This is a genomic window from Altererythrobacter aquiaggeris (genome assembly GCF_037154015.1).
In the GTDB taxonomy this organism is placed as follows: domain Bacteria; phylum Pseudomonadota; class Alphaproteobacteria; order Sphingomonadales; family Sphingomonadaceae; genus Aestuarierythrobacter; species Aestuarierythrobacter aquiaggeris.
The window spans coordinates 820,914-841,140 of the sequence record NZ_JBANRL010000001.1 but is presented as its reverse complement, the minus strand read 5'-3'; the positions used below and the strand labels follow the sequence as shown (position 1 = coordinate 841,140).

Annotated in this window: 20 protein-coding genes and 1 other RNA gene; 13 read left to right on the top strand and 8 right to left on the bottom strand. The window is 60.3% G+C overall.

Annotated features, from left to right (window positions below; genetic code table 11):
* Window positions 1–139: 139 nt before the first annotated feature.
* Window positions 140–412, top strand: a complete 273-nt coding sequence (locus tag WFP06_RS04035) for a hypothetical protein (RefSeq protein ID WP_336985958.1) — start codon at window positions 140–142, stop codon at window positions 410–412.
* Between the two features lie 105 nt (window positions 413–517).
* On the opposite strand, the gene WFP06_RS04030 is transcribed toward WFP06_RS04035, so the two are convergent.
* Window positions 518–2,617, bottom strand: a complete 2,100-nt coding sequence (locus WFP06_RS04030; RefSeq protein ID WP_336985957.1) for a malate synthase G — start codon at window positions 2,615–2,617, stop codon at window positions 518–520.
* Between the two features lie 152 nt (window positions 2,618–2,769).
* Here WFP06_RS04030 and WFP06_RS04025 point away from each other — a divergent pair, with 152 nt between their 5' ends.
* The 4 genes from WFP06_RS04025 to WFP06_RS04010 all read left to right on the top strand — a co-directional run bounded on the left by WFP06_RS04025 (window position 2,770) and on the right by WFP06_RS04010 (window position 6,626).
* Window positions 2,770–3,996 carry a hydrolase gene (locus tag WFP06_RS04025; protein ID WP_336985956.1) on the top strand — a complete coding sequence of 409 codons (1,227 nt, stop codon included), beginning with the start codon at window positions 2,770–2,772 and terminating at the stop codon, window positions 3,994–3,996.
* Window positions 3,993–5,009 carry an arginine N-succinyltransferase gene (locus WFP06_RS04020; protein WP_336985955.1) on the top strand — a complete coding sequence of 339 codons (1,017 nt, stop codon included), beginning with the start codon at window positions 3,993–3,995 and terminating at the stop codon, window positions 5,007–5,009. Before WFP06_RS04025 ends, WFP06_RS04020 begins: the two co-directional genes overlap by 4 nt.
* On the top strand, window positions 5,006–6,256 hold the full coding sequence (locus WFP06_RS04015) for an N-succinylarginine dihydrolase (RefSeq protein WP_336985954.1): 1,251 nt from the start codon (window positions 5,006–5,008) through the stop codon (window positions 6,254–6,256). The genes WFP06_RS04020 and WFP06_RS04015 overlap by 4 nt, the downstream gene beginning before the upstream one ends.
* Window positions 6,257–6,371: 115 nt before the next feature.
* Entirely contained in the window at window positions 6,372–6,626 is a 255-nt protein-coding gene (locus WFP06_RS04010; protein WP_336985953.1) for a hypothetical protein, read from the top strand.
* A 201-nt stretch (window positions 6,627–6,827) separates the two neighbouring features.
* On the opposite strand, the gene ssrA is transcribed toward WFP06_RS04010, so the two are convergent.
* Both ssrA and mscL read right to left on the bottom strand, forming a co-directional pair.
* Window positions 6,828–7,171: a transfer-messenger RNA gene (gene ssrA, locus WFP06_RS04005) on the bottom strand.
* A gap of 19 nt (window positions 7,172–7,190) precedes the next feature.
* Window positions 7,191–7,625 carry a large conductance mechanosensitive channel protein MscL gene (gene mscL / locus WFP06_RS04000; protein ID WP_336987620.1) on the bottom strand — a complete coding sequence of 145 codons (435 nt, stop codon included), beginning with the start codon at window positions 7,623–7,625 and terminating at the stop codon, window positions 7,191–7,193.
* Between the two features lie 145 nt (window positions 7,626–7,770).
* Between mscL and WFP06_RS03995 the strand changes: the two genes are divergently transcribed.
* The 5 genes from WFP06_RS03995 to WFP06_RS03975 are packed head-to-tail and all read left to right on the top strand — an operon-like array spanning window position 7,771 to window position 11,227.
* Window positions 7,771–8,376 carry a LemA family protein gene (locus tag WFP06_RS03995; protein WP_336985952.1) on the top strand — a complete coding sequence of 202 codons (606 nt, stop codon included), beginning with the start codon at window positions 7,771–7,773 and terminating at the stop codon, window positions 8,374–8,376.
* A gap of 19 nt (window positions 8,377–8,395) precedes the next feature.
* Window positions 8,396–9,187, top strand: coding sequence for a TPM domain-containing protein (locus tag WFP06_RS03990; RefSeq protein ID WP_336985951.1), 792 nt, complete (start codon window positions 8,396–8,398; stop codon window positions 9,185–9,187).
* Window position 9,188: 1 nt separating this feature from the next.
* Window positions 9,189–9,863: a TPM domain-containing protein gene (locus WFP06_RS03985; protein ID WP_336985950.1), complete on the top strand. Its 675-nt coding sequence runs from the start codon at window positions 9,189–9,191 to the stop codon at window positions 9,861–9,863.
* The gene (locus WFP06_RS03980) at window positions 9,860–10,417 is read left to right on the top strand and encodes an NUDIX hydrolase (RefSeq protein ID WP_336985949.1); all 558 of its coding nucleotides are present in this window, start codon (window positions 9,860–9,862) and stop codon (window positions 10,415–10,417) included. The genes WFP06_RS03985 and WFP06_RS03980 overlap by 4 nt, the downstream gene beginning before the upstream one ends.
* Before the next feature lie 27 nt (window positions 10,418–10,444).
* Entirely contained in the window at window positions 10,445–11,227 is a 783-nt protein-coding gene (locus WFP06_RS03975; protein WP_336985948.1) for an SDR family oxidoreductase, read from the top strand.
* Window positions 11,228–11,353: 126 nt separating this feature from the next.
* Here the strand turns inward: WFP06_RS03975 and WFP06_RS03970 are convergent, their stop codons facing one another.
* The 3 genes from WFP06_RS03970 to WFP06_RS03960 are packed head-to-tail and all read right to left on the bottom strand — an operon-like array spanning window position 11,354 to window position 11,847.
* Entirely contained in the window at window positions 11,354–11,566 is a 213-nt protein-coding gene (locus WFP06_RS03970; protein WP_336985947.1) for a PspC domain-containing protein, read from the bottom strand.
* Window positions 11,563–11,688 carry a hypothetical protein gene (locus WFP06_RS03965; RefSeq protein WP_336985946.1) on the bottom strand — a complete coding sequence of 42 codons (126 nt, stop codon included), beginning with the start codon at window positions 11,686–11,688 and terminating at the stop codon, window positions 11,563–11,565. Before WFP06_RS03965 ends, WFP06_RS03970 begins: the two co-directional genes overlap by 4 nt.
* 33 nt (window positions 11,689–11,721) lie before the next feature.
* Window positions 11,722–11,847: a hypothetical protein gene (locus WFP06_RS03960; RefSeq protein WP_336985945.1), complete on the bottom strand. Its 126-nt coding sequence runs from the start codon at window positions 11,845–11,847 to the stop codon at window positions 11,722–11,724.
* 222 nt (window positions 11,848–12,069) lie between these two features.
* On the opposite strand from WFP06_RS03960, the gene recF reads away from it, so the two are divergent.
* On the top strand, window positions 12,070–13,155 hold the full coding sequence (gene recF / locus WFP06_RS03955; protein WP_336987619.1) for a DNA replication/repair protein RecF: 1,086 nt from the start codon (window positions 12,070–12,072) through the stop codon (window positions 13,153–13,155).
* Here the strand turns inward: recF and WFP06_RS03950 are convergent.
* On the bottom strand, window positions 13,152–13,883 hold the full coding sequence (locus tag WFP06_RS03950; protein ID WP_336985944.1) for an arylesterase: 732 nt from the start codon (window positions 13,881–13,883) through the stop codon (window positions 13,152–13,154). The two genes, recF and WFP06_RS03950, sit on opposite strands and share 4 nt — an antisense overlap.
* A 39-nt stretch (window positions 13,884–13,922) precedes the next feature.
* Between WFP06_RS03950 and WFP06_RS03945 the strand changes: the two genes are divergently transcribed.
* Window positions 13,923–14,612 (top strand): ABC transporter ATP-binding protein, encoded by a 690-nt coding sequence (locus WFP06_RS03945; protein WP_336985943.1) that lies wholly within the window; start codon window positions 13,923–13,925, stop codon window positions 14,610–14,612.
* Window positions 14,609–17,131, top strand: a complete 2,523-nt coding sequence (locus tag WFP06_RS03940) for an ABC transporter permease (protein WP_336985942.1) — start codon at window positions 14,609–14,611, stop codon at window positions 17,129–17,131. Before WFP06_RS03945 ends, WFP06_RS03940 begins: the two co-directional genes overlap by 4 nt.
* Before the next feature lie 308 nt (window positions 17,132–17,439).
* Here WFP06_RS03940 and WFP06_RS03935 read toward each other — a convergent pair whose 3' ends face one another.
* The gene (locus tag WFP06_RS03935; protein WP_336985941.1) at window positions 17,440–20,127 is read right to left on the bottom strand and encodes a TonB-dependent receptor; all 2,688 of its coding nucleotides are present in this window, start codon (window positions 20,125–20,127) and stop codon (window positions 17,440–17,442) included.
* Window positions 20,128–20,227: the final 100 nt, after the last annotated feature.

The following is a 20,227-nucleotide window of genomic DNA, read 5'->3' as shown; positions in this document are numbered from 1 at the left end:
CACGGCTGCGCTCGGGTGTCATAAACTGCGCACGAGAAAAAGCCACAGCTTGGCCCGATCCATCGACAGGCACACATGGCCCGGTTCGCCCGATTATTTTACCGGTTTGGCGATAATTGGCTTGCGATGATCGAGGCCATTGGGTAACTGGTTCGAATATAATAATTTTCTATTGGATCGTAAAATAATGAAAATTCGTACCCTGTTCGCCGCTGTTGCGGCTGCATCTTTGGCATCCGCACCTGCCGTTTCAGCGGCAAACGCTGATCGCACTTCCGCACCGGTTTCGGAATCAAGTGAAATGGGTGGCAGCAATGGCGTAATCGGCATTCTCGCAATTGCCATTCTTGCGACATACATCGTAATCGCCATCTCTAACGGTGACGACAATGATGATGCTATTAGCGCGTAAAACGCACTGACACTGACTGATTTGAAAAGCGGGGCTTCGGCCCCGCTTTTTTTTGGAGCTTGCCCCCTTCAAATCATTTGGCCCTCAAATCATTTGGCTTTCGAATTACCGGGCCTTGGCTACCTGACGCCACCGGTGCAACAGCGGCTCGGTATAACCGCTCGGCTGCTCGACACCCTTGAACACCAGATCGCACGCCGCCCTGAACGCGATGCTGTTTTCGAAATCCGCTGACATTGCCTGATAGGCCGGGTCATCTGCGTTTTGCGCATCGACTTTCACCGCCATGCGTTTGAGCGCGTCCATCACCTGATCGTCGCTGCAAACGCCGTGCAACAGCCAGTTGGCCATATGCTGGCTGGATATGCGCAAGGTCGCGCGATCTTCCATCAGGCCGACATCGTGAATGTCGGGCACTTTGGAACAGCCGACGCCGTGTTCGGTCCAGCGCACCACATAACCCAGCAGTCCCTGCGCATTGTTGTCCAACTCCTCGGCTACCTCTTGCTCGCTCCAATTTACCCCATCGGCGAGCGGGATATCGAGCAATGGCTCAAGACCGGGAATGTCGCCAAGCTCTTTCTGGAGTTCGAACACATCCGCCTGATGATAATGCAGCGCATGCAGCGTCGCAGCTGTGGGGGACGGCACCCAGGCGGTATTTGCGCCCGCTTTCAGATGGCCGATCTTCTCGGCCATCATCCGCTTCATCAGATCGGGCGCGGGCCACATGCCCTTGCCGATCTGCGCGCGGCCCGACAGACCGTGTTTCAGACCGATACCGACATTGCGTTTTTCGTATGCGGTAAGCCAATCGAGCGTTTTCATCGCGCCCTTGCGGACCATCGGCCCGGCCTGCATCGAAGTGTGGATTTCATCGCCCGTCCGGTCGAGGAAGCCGGTGTTGATGAACACGATCCGGTCGCGCACCGCATGGATGCAGGCGCCAAGATTGGCGCTGGTGCGGCGTTCTTCATCCATCACGCCGACTTTCACCGTGTGACGCGGCAGGTCCATCAGATCCTCGACTGCATCGAACAGATCATTGGTAAAGGCGCATTCCTCCGGCCCGTGCATTTTGGGCTTCACGATATAGATGCTGTTTGCCCGGGAGTTGCCGTATTTGCCGAGGCCAGCGACATCGTGCGCGCCGATAGCTCCGGTGATGACAGCGTCCATGATGCCTTCGGGGATCTCACTACCATCCGGCAAAATTATCGCCGGATTGGACATCAGATGGCCGACATTGCGGACGAACATAAGACTGCGGCCGGACAGCTTGTGCTTAGCGCCCGACGCATCGGTGAATGCCTTGTCACCCGCCAGTTCGCGGGTCAGCACTGTGCCGCCTTTTTCAAAACTTTCCGCCAGATCGCCGCGGATGATGCCCAGCCAGTTGGTGTAGGCGAGCAGCTTGTCCTCTGCATCCACAGCAGCGACCGAATCTTCCATATCGGCAATCGTGGTCAACGCGGATTCGAGATTGATGTCTGCGATGCCCGCCTTGTCGGTTTTGCCCACGGGGCTATCCACATCGAATATAACCTCGATATGCAGGCCGTTGTGTTTGAACAGCAGACCCTTGGCGGTTTTGCCGACATACTGGCTTTCATCGGCCAGTTTCCCGTCATGATCGCCCGCAATATCGGCCCAGCTCTGGCCAATCAGCGGGAGTGCATCATCAAGGAATGCGCGGCCATGCGCGATCACCGCATCTCCGCGTACGCGGTCATATCCGCCGGGTCTGGCTGGCGCAGCGTCAAGCGCGTCCGTCCCGTAAAGCGCATCATAAAGGCTGCCCCAGCGCGCATTGGCGGCATTGAGCAAAAAGCGCGCGTTGAGCACTGGCACAACCAACTGCGGCCCCGCCATCGTGGCAATCTCGGGATCAACATTCTGCGTGCCGATGGTGAAATTGCCCGGCTCGGGCACCAGATAACCGATCTCACGCAGGAACGCCTGATAAGCGGCGGCATCATGCGGCTGGCCGCGCCGTTCGATATGCCATGCATTGATTGCCGCTTGCAGATCTTCCCTCTTCTGCAGCAACGCTGCATTGCGCGGCGCGAGATCGGTCAGCAGTGCAGCGAAACCGGACCAGAATCCGTCCGCATCGCGGCCAAGCGGGGCAAGCACCTGGTCCTCGACAAATTGCGCAAGCGCCCCGTCCACCTGCAAACCGGCGCGTTCAACTGAGTTACTCATCACAATCCTCACAAAGATACGGCAACCGTTGCCAGGGGCACGGCGCAATTCAGACAAATTGTATCCCGGGGAGGAGGCGTCTCTATGACGCGGTGGAGGGGCGATTGCAACGGGCTTGGCGCGGATGCGATGCCCCGCTAAGCCGGTTCCAGATGAAACAACCCACAGATCAAGAACGCAGCCAGATCGCGGCAATCGACCAGCAGGCGATGCTGGCCGATGTCACCGGCTGGGTCAATGTAAACACCGGCACCGCCAACTTGCCCGGCCTGAAGCTGGTTGCAGGACGACTGGCCGATGCATTTGCAGTCCTGCCGGGTGAAATCGAGCTTGTCGATCCGGCACCCGTCACCGCAATCGCGCCCGGCGGCAGCGAAGTGGAAAAAGAGCACGGCCAGCACATGGTTCTGCGCGTTCGCCCGCAGGCGGAACGGCGGTTTTTGCTGACCGGCCACATGGACACGGTGTTTCCCGCAGACCATCCGTTTCAGGCGTTGACCTGGCTCGATGATGATACACTGAACGGGCCCGGCACTGCCGACATGAAAGGCGGTCTCGCGATCATCCTGCATACCTTGCAGGCTTTCGAACGCGGCGATCATGCAGCAGTTGTAGGCTATGATGTTCTAATCAATTCCGACGAGGAGACCGGGTCGCTGGCGTCGGCTGCGTTGATCGACCAACTGGCGCGCGGGAAGGCGGCGGCGCTGACATATGAACCTTCCGCCCTGCCCGACGGCACATTGGCGCACGCACGCGGCGGCAGCGGAAATTATTCGCTCACGATCACCGGCAAATCCGCCCACGCAGGGCGCAATCCGCTCGACGGGCGCAATGCCATCGTTGCCGCAGCGGCGCTGGCAGTCGCTCTCAAGGCGCTGCAAACCGATGAAATCAGCGTGAACCCTGCCAGGATCGATGGCGGCGCGGCGAACAATGTGGTGCCCGACCACGCCGTATTGCGCTTCAACATCCGCCCGCGGAACCCTGCCGCTGCGGAAAGTTTTCAGGCTGCAATGCAATCGCTGATCGGCGAAGTGCAGCAATCGCACGAAGTCGCGGTCAGCACGCATGGCGGGATCAGCCGGCCGGCCAAACCGGTCGATCGCAAGGCGCAGGCGCTGTTCGATCTGGTGCGCGATTGCGGCGCGATGCTAGGCCAGACAATCGGCTGGCAATCCACCGGCGGCGTGTGTGATGGCAACAACATTGCCAGCGCGGGCGTGCCGGTTGTCGATACGATGGGCGTTCGCGGCGGGGCCATCCATTCGCCAGATGAATTCATGATCGTCTCGTCATTGTCCGAGCGTGCGGCGCTGTCCACGCTGGTGCTCAACCGTCTTGCTTCAGCGCCGCATTCTTTGGGGAATACATTTTGAGTTTCGTCATCCGCGCCGCCAGGGCCGAAGATCTGCAACCGCTGTATGAAATGGCCAAGCTGACCGGGGGTGGATTTACCAATCTGCCGCCCGACAAAACGGCTTTGACAACCAAGCTGGAACGCAGTGCAGCCGCCTTCGCGCGCGCCGTCGATGCCGGTCTGGCGGATGACCAGTTCGTGCTTATCCTCGAAAACACCGCAACAGGCGAAGTGCGCGGCACCTGCCAGCTGTTCACGCAGGTGGGCAAGGAATGGCCGTTCTATTCCTATCGCCATAATACTCTGACGCAGCATTCGAAGGAGCTTGACCGGACTTTCAGCGCGCAGATGCTGCAGCTGACCACCGATCTTGAAGGTTCGAGCGAAGTGGGCGGTCTGTTCCTGCATCCTTCCGAACGTGCGGGCGGACTGGGACTGTTGCTTGCGCGCAGCCGCTATCTGTTCATCGCGGGGCACCGCCAGCGGTTTGCCGATAAAATCCTGGCCGAACTTCGCGGGATTATCGACGAACGCGGCGGATCGCCCTTTTGGGACGGGGTGGCGGGCCGGTTTTTCGGCATGAGTTTTCAGGAAGCGGATTATTTCAACGCGGTCAACGGCAACCAGTTTATCGCCGATCTGATGCCCAAACATCCGATCTATATCGCGATGTTGCCCGAAGTCGCGCGCACCGCCATCGGAATGCCGCATCCCTCGGGCCGCGCCGCGATGCGGATGCTGGAAACCGAGGGGTTCAAATATGAAGGCTATGTCGATATTTTCGACGGGGGCCCCAGCATGACCGCGCGTACGGATGACGTCAAAAGCATTGTACAGGCTATCCCGGCAAAAGTGCTGGCAACCGACAATTCCCAAGGCATCCTATCGCTGGTTGCGGCGGGTGAACTGACCGATTTCAGATGCTGTTATGCCAAGATTACCGCGCACGTCGGCGGCATCGCGCTCGACGCGCAGGCTGCGGAAATACTGCGCGTTTCGAAGGGTGATATCGTGCGGAGCGTGGAGCGTTGAGCGTGCAGGAAATCAATTTCGACGGCCTTGTCGGCCCCAGCCACAATTACGCCGGGCTAAGCCTGGGCAATCTGGCCGCCACCAGCAACGCGGGCAAAGTTTCGTACCCCCGCGCTGCCGCGCTGCAGGGGATTGCAAAGATGCGCAGCAATATGGCGTTGGGGCTGCCGCAGGGTTTTCTGTTGCCCCTGCCCCGCCCCAATCTGAAATTTGCTGCTGCACTGGGATGCGATGTCGGCACAGACCCGCGGCTGACCGCAGCGGCCTGGTCGGCAAGTTCGATGTGGACCGCCAATGCCGCAACCGTATCGCCAGCGCCCGATACTGCGGACGGCAAATGTCATCTTACACCGGCAAATCTGGTGGCGATGCCGCATCGCTCGCATGAATGGCCCGATACGCTGCGGATGCTGGCGGTCGCATTCGGCAATCAGGATCACTTCGTCATCCACACGCCCGTGCTGCCGACATTTGGCGATGAAGGCGCCGCCAACCATATGCGGATGACCGATGGTCACGATCAGCCGGGTCTGGAGATTTTTGTGTATGGCCGCAGCGGCAGCGCATTCCCCGCGCGCCAGCATGAACAGGCCAGCCGCGCTGTTGCCCGGCTTCACGCGCTCGATCCGCAGCGGGTGCTGTTCGTCGAACAAAACCCCGATGCCATTGCAGCGGGCGCATTCCACAATGATGTGGTCGCGGTGGCCAATGAAAAAGTCCTGTTCACGCATGAACTGGCCTTTGCCGACCGCGCGGGAACTTACGCCGCGATCAGCGAAAAAATGCCCTCGGCGCAGATCGTCGAGGTGCCCGCCAGCGCCGTTTCGCTGGCCGAAGCGGTCAGCTCGTACCTGTTCAATGCCCAGCTAGTTACCCTGCCTGACGGCGTGATGGCGCTGGTCATCCCGACCGAGGCGTGGGAAACCGCATCCGTCCGCAAATGGCTTGACGACATGCTCGCCGGAAACGGTCCGATCCGCAAAGTCATTCCGGTGGATGTGCGGCAAAGCATGGCCAATGGCGGCGGCCCGGCTTGTTTGCGGCTGCGGGTAGTGGCCGATCCCCAAACCATCGATCCGCGCTTCATGCTGGATGATGCCAAGGCTACCGCGATGGAAGTCACGATCGGGAATTTCTGGCCCGAACAGATCGACCCGGCCGATCTGACATCGCGCAAGCTGGTTGAAGAAGTTGTAGCAGCGCGGAACACCCTGCTTCAAATGCTGGAACTCCCCGAGCTTATCTGATTTGAACAAACTGTCGGTTCTGCTTACAAGTCCGATATGTGTTAACTATCGATACGCGCAGGAAACTGCGTCTGGCACGGGCCTTGCGTCGGTAAATGTTAACGAAGGGATCAGGATGTTCGCAAAGATAGGCAGATTATTCGTCATCAAGACGCGGTGGGAAGCCTATCTCATCATCTATGCGCTCGCGCTGGGTGCGACCGAACGTGGCAGCAGCTATCTGGTCCAATACCCCGGCATCGGCGGAAAACTTCTGTTTCTGGCCTGTACCGGCGCGGTATTTCTGGCGGGCGCGAAAATTCTCGATTGTTTACGGTTCGAGCAGGCGGAGGCAAAGGCCGCGCTTGCGGTTGAGCAGCCCTCCGGCTGACAGTCATCGCGCGGTATAGCGCTGGCATCACCGCGCACGTCATCGCGGCGCAAATTTCATGAAAGAAAGTGGGGCGGTTCTGTTGCCAGGCCCGCGTGCTTTTATAGCGTGAGGGGAGGACCGTCGCTGGGATACGCTGGCAAAGTTCTCTCAATCCTACGGTAAGGTGAGGGGTTCTGTTGCTAGGCCCCCTCAGGCCCCCGGAATCCGTTCTGTTGCCCGGTCGGTCCAACCGCGCTTAGGCTTTGTAAATTCAGGCCGTTAGGCCATCAAATTACGCAGCGAGAGCGAGTGCTTCGTTATCGTTTGCACTTATGGTTTGTGAACAGTTTTGCGGGTTACTCAGCCCGGGCAAAAACCATGTCTTTCAACACACGTCGATCCTAGTTCGACCCCGTCATTTGGACCCCGATACAGGTCCAGGTGGTGGAGTCGCCGGGTACTGCCCCCGGGTCCGCTGCATCTATTACACATGGCCGTTTATCGCCATATCCGGCCTAGACCGGCAGTCCCTATATAGGCGCTGGTGGATTAATTGAAAGTGTATTGGCTGGAAAAGCGCGGTTAAGGGCGCTTCTTCAGTTCGTCACGAATTTCCTTGAGCAGGTCGATTTCGCTGGGTCCCGCTGCTTCGTCTGCGGCCGGACTTTCGAATCGCGCTTTCAACTTGTTGGTCGAACGTACCAGCATGAAAATGATAAATGCCAGAATCAGGAAATTGATGATCGCTGTGATGAATGCGCCATATCCGATCATGGCTGCTCCGGCTTCTTTCAGCGCGGCATAATCGCCGGTCGATCCTTCGTAGCCCGCGGGCGTGCTCAAAAGGATGAAATAATTGGAAAAGTCTGCGCCGCCGAAGATCGCACCGACTATCGGCATGATGATGTCATCGGTTAGCGAGGATACGATCACGGCAAATGCGCCCGCGATAATAACCGCTACGGCCAGTTCCATGACATTGCCTTTGGCAATAAATTCCCTGAATTCTGCAAGCACCGTTATTCTCCCGCGATTATGTCCTGCGGGTGCTGCCACGCCCCGGCCCGGTGTGCAACATCGGGCACCATCGCGCATTTCCTTGAATTGCAGGCGTTCCGTGCTAACTAACTAATACAGTACACATTGAATGAGGGCCCAATCCATGTCACCCACCAAATCTTTCCGCCTGGCTTTTGCGGCGGCCGCATCGCTTGCGCTGGCTTCCTGCGGGCTGAACTCGGTTCCCGCCGCTGAAGAAAATGCCAAGGCAAAATGGGCCGATGTGCAGGCCGCATTCCAGGAACGCGCGAACCTGGTCCCCAACCTTGCGGAAGTCGCCAGCACCGCGTCCGAACGGGAAGGCACGATCCTGCGCGAAGTTGTCGAAGCACGCGCCAAAGCCACCAGTGTCCAGCTGTCGGCCGATGATCTGAACGATCCGGCCAAAATGCAGGAATTCCAGGCTGCACAGGGCCAGCTTGGCCAAGGGCTTGGACGTTTGCTTGCCAATTTCGAAGCGTATCCGCAGCTGCAATCGACGGTGAATTTCCAGATGCTGCAAAGCCAGCTCGAAGGTCAGGAGAACCGCATCCGCATCACCCTGCGAGATTACAACGAAGCAGTCCGCCAGTATAACACCACCATCCGTACCTTCCCCGACGCGATCGGCGCCAACATCATCCACGGCGCGGAACCCATGGTGCCTTATGAAAGCGTGACCCCGGGGGCGGAAGTCGCCCCGACGCTGGATATGTCTTCGGACAATTGATCTGAAAGGCGCCGCTCCGATGCGCTTGATTGCGAGTTTTGCCGCCTGCCTGACACTGCTTTGCGCGGTGCCGGCAGGCGCGCAGACTTTCCCCGAGCTGACCGGCCGGGTGGTGGATAACGCCGATATCATTCCGCCTGCGGAGGAGGCCGCGCTCGAAGCGAAGCTGGCAGCGCTGGAGACGCAGTCGCAGCGGCAGTTGGTCGTGGCGACCGTAGCCGATCTGCAGGGCTACGATATCGCCGATTACGGGTACCAGCTTGGCCGCGCATGGCAGCTGGGCGATGCGGAACGCAACGATGGCGCGATCCTGCTGATCGCACCCAATGAACGCAAGGCGCGGATCGAAGTGGGCTACGGCCTCGAACCCTATCTGACAGACGGCCTTTCAGCGATTATCATGCAGCAGCAGATCCTGCCGCTGTTTCGGTCAAATGATTATCCCGGCGGCATTGCCGCTGGCGCTGATGCCATTATCCAGCAATTGCAATTACCCGAAGAAGAAGCGCGGCTGATCGCGGCGCAGGCCAATGAGCGGCGCGAATCCGATGGCGGATTTCCCTTTGGTGCGCTGATCTGGATTGCGATGATCTTCTTCTTCTTCATTCTGCCGATGATGCGGCGCGGTGGACGCGGGCGGCGCGGGCGCAGCGCGGTCGGCGATATTATCCTGTGGGAAGTGGGTTCAGCCATCGCCCGCGGCGCCATGAACGGCGGCAGCGGAGGCGGCGGCTGGGGCGGCGGAGGCGGCGGCGGTTTCTCCGGCGGCGGCGGCAGTTTTGGCGGCGGCGGAGCGTCGGGAGGATGGTAAAATGGGCTATCTGAGCGAAGAACACAGCGCCGTCGTGACTGCAGCGGTTACCGCGGCGGAGCAGCACACTTCGGGCGAAATTGTCACCGTTCTGGCAGACCGTTCGGACGGTTACAGCGATGTATCGCTTCTGTGGGCTGCGGTGGCGGCGTTTACCGCCATGTCGATCTGGGCGCTGCGGCCCGATCTGCTGACGAACACCATCGACCGGATGATGGGCGGCTGGTCGCATGACTGGACCAGCGGCGAGTTGCTCAGCCTCGTGATCGGCCTCGGCTTGCTCAAATTCCTGGCCGTATGGGCGGTCCAGCAATGGGATCCGCTGCGGTTCTGGCTGATCCCCGGCCCGGTGAAGACGGCGCGGGTCCACAGCCGTGCCATCGCCCATTTCAAGGTTGGTGCCGAACGGCGCACGCACGGGCGCACAGGCATCATGATCTACCTGTCGATGCGCGAACACCGCGCCGAAATCGTCGCCGACCGTCCGATTGCCGAAAAAGTCAGCGCGGAAGTGTGGGGCGCGGCGATGGAAGATATGCTGGTCGAGATCAAGCAAGGCCGCATTGCCGAAGGTATGGCCGCGGGTGTCCGCGATGTCGGCGTGGTGCTGGCGGAACATTTTCCGCGCGCGGAGCATGATGTGAACGAGCTGCCTGACAGGCTCATCGAAGTATGAGCGCGGCAGGCGGTGCGCCGCCGACCGACCCCGATCAGGACAAGCCCGAAAACATCGTCTGGCAGGGTAAATTCATCACTGCCAAAACGCGCGGCCGGTGGGAATATGTCGGGCGCGCGCGCGGCATTCGTGCCGCAGCGATCGTCGCGGTGGAGGACGGTCATGTCCTGCTGGTGGAGCAATACCGTATTCCGCTGGGCAAACGCTGCCTGGAAATTCCCGCGGGCCTGATCGGTGACGGGGATGATGGCGCAGGCGAAGCGGCTGATGCCGCCGCGACGCGAGAACTGGAGGAAGAAACCGGTTACCGCGCTGCTACTATCGAAAATCTGGGTGAGTTTTATTCCAGCCCCGGCATGGTCAGCGAATGTTTTACGCTGTTCAAAGCCACCGGCCTGACCAAAGTGGGCGCTGGCGGCGGTGTCGAAGGGGAGGATATCCGCGTTCACCGCGTCAAGCTGGCGCAGCTGCCCGCATTTATCGCCGAAAAACGCGCCGAGGGTTGCGGTATCGACGTAAGGCTGGCGATGTTGCTGGCACCGACATTTATCTAACGCCAAACATTCAAAGGAATAATGCTCATGCGAAACCGGGTTGAGGGTAAACTGGCGCTGGTCACGGGCGCGGCACAGGGCCTTGGGGCGGCGACATCCATGATGCTGGCGCGGCACGGGGCAAAAGTGCTGTGCACCGATATCAACGCTGACGGTGCTGCCGCAACCGCAAAATCCATCGATGCCGAATTCGGCGCCGGCACGGCATTTTCAATGGGTCACGACGTGACGAACGAAGAACAATGGGAAGCGGTTATCGCCGCTGCGGGCGATCATCTGGGCGGGTTGTCCATTCTGGTCAACAATGCGGGTATCGGGATCAGGGGCAATATCGAAACCTGCTCGCTCAAGGACTGGCAACACGGTTTCTCGGTCAATGTGGATAGCGTGTTTCTCGGCTGCCAGAAGGCGATCCCGCTTATGAAGGATAACCAGCCCGGATCGATCATCAACATTTCGTCGATTGCCGGGCTGATCGCCTCGGACACCATGCCGGCCTACAACGCATCGAAAGCGGCGGTCTGGATGTTGTCTAAATCGGTTGCGCTTTATTGCGCGAAGCAGGGCTGGAATATCCGCTGCAATTCGGTCCACCCGACATTTGTCGATACCCCCATTCTTGACGGAATCGCGACGAATGCCAGCATCCCCAAGGATGTTGTGATGAGCAAGCTCGCGCGGCAGATACCGCTGGGCAAGGTTGGCGAACCCGATGATATTGCAAATGGTGTGCTGTATCTCGCCAGTGACGAGAGCAAGTTCATGACCGGTGCGGAGCTGAAGCTCGACGGCGGTATCTCGGCCATGTGAAATGATTGGGGTGATCTTGGCATGAGGGGCGGAACTTCTCTTGAGCCGCCCCGTGAATTCCAAACCGGTATGCCTGAAACCAGTTTGGGTGGGAGAAGCGCCGGAGCCGGATGCTCCGCACGCTTCTCAGTCGGCAATCAACCCGATTGCGAGGTATATCAGCCCGGCGGTGCCCACGCTCAGCACTGCGCCGATGACGAAGGCGATCCGGATCAGCGTCGTATCGACCCCGAAGTAGTCGCCGATGCCGGCGCATACGCCCATGATCTTGCCGCGGCTGTCGTTCAGACGGAATGCCCGGGCTGGCGGTCCGCCGCGGTTCTTGTCGAGATTGTTCATGCCAGCACCGATGAGGCAGAGATGACGTCGGTCGAAACCGTGCCAAGAAACGTGACTGCCGAAATCATGACGGCGGCGGCGATTGCTGCGGCCTGTACGGCCAGTTGATCGAGATAGTTCATGGTGTTTTCCTTTGTTGGTCTGGGGGTGGCTAATCAGACGAGGATTGTTGCGGCGAAGGCTGGACCGGTTGAAACGGTGCCCAGAATGCTGATCAGAGAAATCATGACAGCTGCTGCGATGGCGCCGAGTTGGCCCGAGAATTTATCTAATGCACTCATTGTTTTTTCCTTTGTTTTCGGGCGATCCGACCACCGGACTGCCGACGCCAACATGGTTGCATAAGGTGTGCCAGTTTTGAAAATTGGCAGAATTCTGCGCTTTCGTTCAGCTCTGTGTAATATTCGCGCAGTCCAGCAATCTAACAAGTGGTAAATTTCACCAACTATTAGATTATGGTTTTCATGGCGCTTGACGAAACGCGGGGCTATCGCGGTTCGGGCATGGCGCTCGACCGTTTGGACATCTCTGATTTCCGCAATCACCGTGCCTCGCGCGTCGAAGACACGCGGCAGTTCAACCTGCTTGTGGGCGAAAACGGCGCGGGCAAAACCAACGTGCTGGAGGCATTGTCGTTATTTGCCCCCGGACGCGGGTTAAGGCGTGTTCCACTCGCAGATATGGCCTCCGTCGGCGGTTCCGGCGGCTTTGCGCTTGGCGCCGCACTTACGCCGCATGACGGGGGCACTCCGCTGCGGCTGGGCACCGCCATGCAGGCAGAACGTCCGGGCCGCAGGCTGGTGCAGATCAACGGCGCGGAAGCCAGCGCGACAAGATTGGGCGAATGGCTGGCCATGGGCTGGCTGACACCCGCGATGGACGGTCTGTTCAGCGACAGTGCGGGTGCACGGCGGCGGTTTCTCGACCGCATGGCGCTGGCAATCGATCCGGGCCATGCGCGGCTGGCCTCGCGCTATGAAAACGCCTTGCGCGAACGTAACCGGATGCTTGGCGGCGATGTGATGCCCGAAGCGATCTGGTTCGATGCGGTAGAGGCGCAACTTGCGCAGGCCGGGGCTGCGCTGACGCAGGGCCGGACCGCGCTGGTTGACCAGCTGTCGGCTGAACTGGCAGGCATCCCGCCCGAACCTTTTGCGCTGCCCCGACTGACCTATCTCCCTGCCGGCCCCGCCGATGCCGACAGTTTTGCCCGCGTGCTGCGCGATGATCGCGCGCGCGACCGGGCTGCCCGCCGCACTTTGACCGGCCCGCACCGCGCCGAACTGGAAGTGCGGATGGCAGGACGCGGGGTGGCCGCAGCACAATGTTCGACCGGCGAGCAGAAAGCGATGCTGATAGCGATAACGCTCGCCCATTCGGATCTCGCCGCGCGCGGGCGGCCCAATCTGTTGCTGCTCGACGAAGTTGCAGCGCATCTTGATCCGGTTCGCCGCACCGCGCTGTTCGGCCGTTTGCGGGCAAGCGGCGCACAGGTGTGGCTGACAGGGACCGAGCTTGCGCCCTTTACCGATATCGAAAGCGAAGCGGCGATCTGGCGGGTCGATGGCGGCGCCGTCCAGCGGCTTTAACCCGCTGGCGGTTGTGGCAGCGCGGTTTTCACACTGTTGACTGTCGCGCCCACCAGTTCTTCGATGCCCCTGGCTGTGGGGTGGACCCGGTCAGGCTGGATGAGTTCGGGCCGCCGATAAATGCTTTCCAGAAAAAACGGCACCAGCTGCGCGCCATATTTGGCGGCCAGTTCGGGATAAATCGAATCGAATTGCGCCACAAATCCTTCACCAAGGTTGGGCGGCGCGCGCATCCCCATCAGCAGCACGGGAATATCCCGGCGCTGTGTTTCGGCAAGCATGGTATCCAGATTGTCGCGGGTTTGCGCGGGAGGCAATCCGCGCAGCAGATCATTGCCGCCAAGCTCGATAATCACCAATTCGGGCTTTTCAGGCTGGGCATCGAGCGTAAAGGCAAATCGCTGCAGTCCCGCCGACGTCGTATCGCCCGATACGCCCGCATTTGCCACGCGCGCATTGATGCCCTGCGCGCGCAATGCCGCCTCCAGCCTGGCCGGATAGCTTTCGTCTGCCGCAACATTATATCCGGCAAACAGACTGTCACCAAAGGCAAGAATCCGCCGCTCCGGCCCCATCACGGGCTGTGCGGCGGCGGGCACTTCGCTGATGCGCTCGCTGCTTTCCTTGACCGGAGCCTCGGCATTACCGCAGGCGGCAAGCGCTGCTGCCCCGGCCAAAAGACTGATAGTCGAGCCATATCTTACATTCATCGCGGGAATTGTCCTCATTCGCTTGCTGCCAATCCCTAGCTATGCCATCGCTGCGCTGTGACAAGTGCTCCAGCAATTTTCGCCCAAAACCTCACCCTTACGCTTGGCGAGGGGGAGGCCGCCGTCGATATCCTGAGGGGGGTCGACCTGACTGTGCGTGACGGCGAGACTGTCGCGCTGCTCGGCCCATCCGGATCGGGCAAAAGTTCGCTGATGGCGGTGCTGACCGGGCTCGAACGCGCCAGCGGCGGATCGCTGACCGTCGCAGGGCAGGATTTTACATCGCTGGGAGAAGACGAGCTTGCCGCCGCAAGACGCGGACGTATCGGCATCGTGCTGCAGGCGTTCCATTTGCTGCCCACGATGACCGCGCAGGAAAACGTTGCGACACCGATGGAACTGGACGGGGCGGATGACGTCTGGCCGCGCGCAGCGGCGGAACTGGAAGCGGTCGGCCTTGGCCACCGGCTGACGCATTACCCCACGCAGCTTTCGGGAGGCGAGCAGCAGCGCGTCGCCATCGCCCGCGCAACAGCGCCCCGCCCTCGCCTGATCTTTGCCGACGAGCCGACCGGCAATCTGGATGCCGCGACGGGCGCGGAAATTATCGAGCTGCTGTTTGCCCGCCGCGCCGAAACCGGCGCCACCCTGCTGATGATTACCCATGACAAATCGCTTGCCGAACGCTGCGAACGCGTGGTGACACTGGCTGACGGACTGATTGAAAGCGACACGGCGGCCGCGTGACCGGCCCGCTTACCTGGACCGCCGCGTGGAACATCGCCCGCCGCGACCTCAATGGCCGTTTCAGGGGCCTGCGGCTGCTGCTGGTCTGCCTGTTTCTGGGGGTCGGCGCGTTGGCAGCCATCGGCACGCTTACCAGCGCCATCGAAAGCGAACTGGACGGACGCGGGCGCACCATTCTGGGCGGCGATCTGGAAGTCGAAATCTGGCAACGCGCGCTCGATCCGGACGAACTTGGCGCGCTGGGTGAATATGGCGAGGTGTCCAGCGGAACGCGGATGCAGGCCATGGCCAGCGCCGGACAAAACGCTGCACCGATCGAATTGAAAGCGGTCGATGATCGCTACCCGCTGGTGGGCGAACTGACGCTGACCGACGGCCGCAGTGTCGGCGCACCGCCCGCCGGCGAAGCGTGGCTGGCGCAAGGCGCGGCAGACAGGCTGGGCATCGCGCAAGGTGACGAGTTCCGGCTTGGCGGGACCGATCTGACGGTCGGCGGGATTATCGCGGATGAACCGGACCGGCTTGGCGAAGGGTTTGCGCTTGGCCCCACAATAATGGTTGCCGAAGAAGTCCCCGCGCAGGCCGGCCTGCTGGCTGCGGGATCGATGTACCAAAGCAAATACCGCCTCACGCTGGACGGGGCAGGCGATCCGCAGGCCATCGGTGACAGGCTTACGGAAACATTTCCCAACGCTGGCTTCGAAATCAAGACCCGCGATAATGCAGCGCCGGGTGCGGAACGCTTCGTCTCGCGCATGGGGGAATTTCTCACGCTGGTCGGCCTTGCCGCACTGGTTATTGCGGGCATCGGGATCGGCGGCGGCGTATCTTCCTATCTGGAGGCGCGGCGCGGCAGCATCGCCACGATGAAGGTGGTGGGCGCATCAAGCAAAGACATCATCCGTATTTACGGACTCCAACTGGCCGCCGCCGCGCTGATCGGCAGCATGGCGGGATTGATTGCCGGGGTCGCGGTTACGCCGGTTTTGGGCATTGCGCTGGGCGCCTTGCTGCCCGTGCAGACAGGCATCGTTATCGATCCCCTCGCGCTGGTCAGCGCGCTCGCCTACGGCTTGCTGGTGGCGCTGGTCTTTGCCGCGCCGCCGCTGCTGCGCGCGCGCCGGTTTCCCCCCATGGCATTGATGCGCGCCAAGGTAAGCCCGCTCAAACAGGCGTGGCGCGATGCCGCGCTGCCCGTGGGGCTTGGCCTGACCGGCATAGTCGCGCTGGTGCTGTTTTCCGCCCGCCGCCCCGAACTGAGCGCCGGATTTCTGGCCGGCGCGGCCGCGGTACTGGGCATTCTGGCTTTGCTGGGCTGGGCGATCCGTAAACTCGCGGCAAAATTGCCACGGCCCAGAAATCCGCTGCTGCGAACGGCATTGGCCAACATTCACCGGCCGGGTTCGTCAACCGCGGCGCTGGTCACTGCGCTGGGCTTCGGCCTGTCGGCGTTTGTGCTGCTGGCCGCAATCCAGTCCAGCCTCGATGCCAATATCGAACGCAACATCCCGCAGCAGGCGCCCGACTATTTCGTGCTCGATATTCCGCGTGAAAGAGTGGCCGAGTTCGAGGGGCTGGTCACTGCCGACCAATCCGGCGCCAGCATCCGCACAGTCCCTGCGCTGCGCGGTGCAATTCTGGCTTACGGGCCACAAGGTAGCATGGTGCGCGTGTCCGAACTGGAAGAAATTCCCGATGGCGCATGGCCGCTGCGGGGCGAACGCGGGCTGACCTATTCGCCCCAGCTGCCCGAAGGTAACGCGCTGACCGAAGGCAAATGGTGGGCGCCCGATTATGCCGGACCGCCGCAGGTATCGGTCGATGCGGAATTGGCCGACGCCATCGATCTGAAAATCGGCGACATGATCACCATCGGCGTGCTGGGTGTGGAACGGACCGCGCAAATTGCCAATTTCCGCCGGATCGACTGGGATTCGATGGGTTTCAACTATGTGCTGGTTTTCAGCCCCAACGCGCTGGAGGATGCCCCGCATAATCTGGCCGCAACGATCAATTTGCCCGACGGGACGCCAACCGGGCCCTTGCTGCGCAAACTGGTCAATAACTTCCCGTCCAGTTCGGTGATCGAAATCGGTCAAGTCGTGCGCGATGCCCGGGTGATCCTCGAACAAGTGGGCACTGCCATTCTGGCTGCTGCATCGGTCGCGGTGCTGGCAGGGCTTGCGGTGCTGCTGGGCGCGATCGCCGCGGCACGCGCAAGCCGGACGTATGACACCGTGGTGCTGCGCGTATTGGGTGCCAGCAGACGGCAAGTGCTGCTGGTGCAACTGGCCGAATATCTGGTGCTGTCTTTGGTGCTGGCGATTGTCGCGCTGGCGCTGGGCAGCGGGCTTGCGTGGCTGGTGGTTGTGCAGTTGTTCGAATTTGAATGGCTGCCCGACTGGACGCAGGTGCTGGGTGTGCTGGGCGCCGGTCTGGCCATGGTGGTGGGTTTTGCGCTTGCCGGATCATTGCCGCTGTTACGCGCAAAACCCGCCAGCGCGCTGCGGGCGCTTTGATTATCCGCTGACAAACGGGGGCTGCGGAGCGATTGCGAACCTTTGGGGCGCGGGCTGTGGTGGCTGCCGGATCCGGGCAGAACCGGCGCGGGGCATTGGCCTGCACCGGTCAGCCAGCGGCATCAGATACTACGCAAACAGAACGCAGAGAGCGGCGCGTGATATTGCACCGCCAATCCTTCACCGCCAAATCCTTCACCGCTAATCCTCCACCGCCGAATGCAGACCAGGCCAACGGCGGATTATGCGATACCCAACAAAAAGGGGGCCCGTGAAGGCCCCCTTTCGTTTGTATGGTACGTTCTGGATCAGAACGTGAATTTGGCAGTCACACCGTATGTGCGCGGCGTGTTCGGATAGCCCGAAATCGTCTGCGACTGGGCGACACCGGGGAAGATCGTCGTCAGATATTCCGCTTGCAGCAGGTTACGAACATAGGCCGTGACTTCCAGCCCCATGTCCATCGCCAGCGTCAGCGACGCGTTCACTTCATTGACTTCACGGTTGTAGGTCCGTGCAGCAGCAATCGCCGGCGCAAAGATGTCAGGAAGTGACCGGTTGATGAAGTCAGGCAGACCGTCGAGGATCTGGGTCTTGCTTTCGTGGTAATAATCGACCCGTCCGATCAGGGCATTACCGCTGGCGCCCAGTTCCTGCGTGTAAGTCGCCGAAGTGGCGATGGTCCATTCAGGGATACCGGCAGGGCGCTGACCGCTCAGATCGCCGACAGCCGATCCCGGGAAGGAATCGTATTCGGAATCGAGATAGGTCGTGGCAAAGGTAAGCACCAGATTATCGACCGGCGTGATCACCGTATCGAGTTCGAAACCACGGGTCGATTGTTCACCGGCATTGGCCAGCGCGAAGCCGGTTCCGGTAAAGGCAAACGACTGGAAGCCCTTGATGGTCTGGTCAAACACGGCAAGGTTTACCGACAGGCCGGGGAAACTGCCCTTGAGGCCCAGTTCCATGACCTTGGCATCTTCCGGACCCGCAAAGCGCGAACCGGTTGACAGGTTTGGAACATTCAGTCCGGCAGTGGTGATTGGCGAGGCAGGAGCCAGAATGACACTGCCCGATGGCGCACCATTGGCAAGCCGGAATGGCGTGAAATCAACCCCGGCGGGACGCGAATCCCGCGACAGGTTGACCGACGATGCCTTGAACCCGGTTGCATAGGTTGCATAGGCGTTGATCTGGTCGGTCAGCTCACCCGAAACCCGCAGCGTATAGCTGAAGTCATCATCACGCGTCTTGCCGTTTTCCACCGCATTGGGAACATTCAGGAACGGTGGCTGGAACTGCAGCGCCTGAAGCCCGAGCAGGCTGTTGCAATTTGGCGGCGGGGCTGTGGCCGAACACGGTGTCGTGGCGGCAAAAGTAAGGCCGGCACGGGTTGCTGCCGGCAATTGCGCGAATTGTGCCGGTGTCCTGACGGTACCCGCAGTGGCGATCGTAATAAACGTATCGACCAGGCTCAGCCTGGATAATTCGTCAAATGCGGTCGCTTCGAGCGTGTAGTCTTTCTTGTCCTTGGTATAGTTGAAACCGCCGGTCAGCGTGACGCGGTCGGAAATTTCGAAATCAACCGTGCCGAAGATCGAATACGAGGTGTTATCCAGCGTAAAGCGTTCGTCGAACAGCGGACCTGCCGAGAAAATGTCGCCCTGCCTGAAGCCGAACGGGGCCAGGTTGGTCTCGACGAAAGAAAGCGTTCCGGGCCGTCCGCCGCCTGCCAGAAGATCGAACACAGCGCGGGCCTGCGTCCCTGTGGTCAGGCTTGAATCCTGCTCAACTGCCTCGTCAAAATAGAACGCGCCAAGCAGGAAGTTCAACGGACCGTCAAAATCGGTCGTCAGACGGAATTCCTGGGTGAACGTCTCAACCGCCTGATCGCGGAATTCGCTCACGATATCGGCGCCGGTGAAATCGACATCCTGGTCGCTGATATTGCTCAGTTCGCGGTAGGCTGTGATCGAAGTCAGCGTGATCGGGCCGAATTCGTAATCCGCCTGCAACGAGCCGCCATAGCTTTCGATTTCGTTCGTCGGGAGTTTGTTGAGTTCGCTCGAATAATCGAAAATATTCTCGTTACCGATTGCCGTCGCGCCGCCTACAGCACGGATCAGCGGTGCAGTCGGGCCGAAGCGGACGTTGCCGACATAGCAGCAGCTTTCATCGATTTTGGAATAATCGGCAATTGCGCGAAGGCGGAAAGCGCCGCCGTTATCAAACAGCAACTGGCCGCGGCCGGCATAGCGGTTACGGTCGTTGATTTTTTCGCCCAGATTGGGAACGTCGGCATAACCGTCACGCGTGTTGTAGCTCCCGTCGAGCGAGAAAGCGACGCTGTCGGCCAGCGGGCCGGTAATGTCGCCCTTGACGATAACCTGGTTGAAATTGCCGTATGTGGCCGAAACCGAACCGCCAAATTCAAACTGCGGCTCACGCGTAATCACGGAAATGACACCAGCCGAAGCGTTCTTGCCGAACAGCGTCGATTGCGGGCCGTTCAGAACTTCGATGCGGGATACGTTCGCGAGATCGGCAATCTGGCCGGCGGAACGCGAACGGAAAACGTTATCGATGAACACACCGACCGATGGTTCGATGCCGAAGTTGTTGGCGCCGTTACCGAAGCCGCGAATGATGAAGGTCGTGCTGGCTGCGTTCTGCAACTGGCTGACGCGCAGCGAAGGGGCAACCGTCTGCAAATCGACGAGATCGCGGATTTGTGCGCGCTCGAGCGTTTCGGCGGTCGTCACGCTGACGGCGACAGGCGTATCTTGCAGGGTTTTGGCACGTTTGGTCGCGGTAACGACGATTTCGTTGCCGCTGAATTCTGCTACGGGGTCTTCGAAGTTGGCTTCGTCACCTGCAGTGTTGGTATCGACATCAGGATTGTTATCCTGCGCAAAAGCGGGCTGGCTAAGCGCGATTGCTGCGGCGCCGCCGAGCAGAATCGTGCGGGCGCTAAATTTGGCGTGGATACGCATTCAGGGATTTCCTCTCTCAAAAGTCACTGCATGGTTTCATGCTAAGTGAACATGCTCAGATGCTTAGATGCCAAGTGGTGCTGACACAATCGCATCCGTA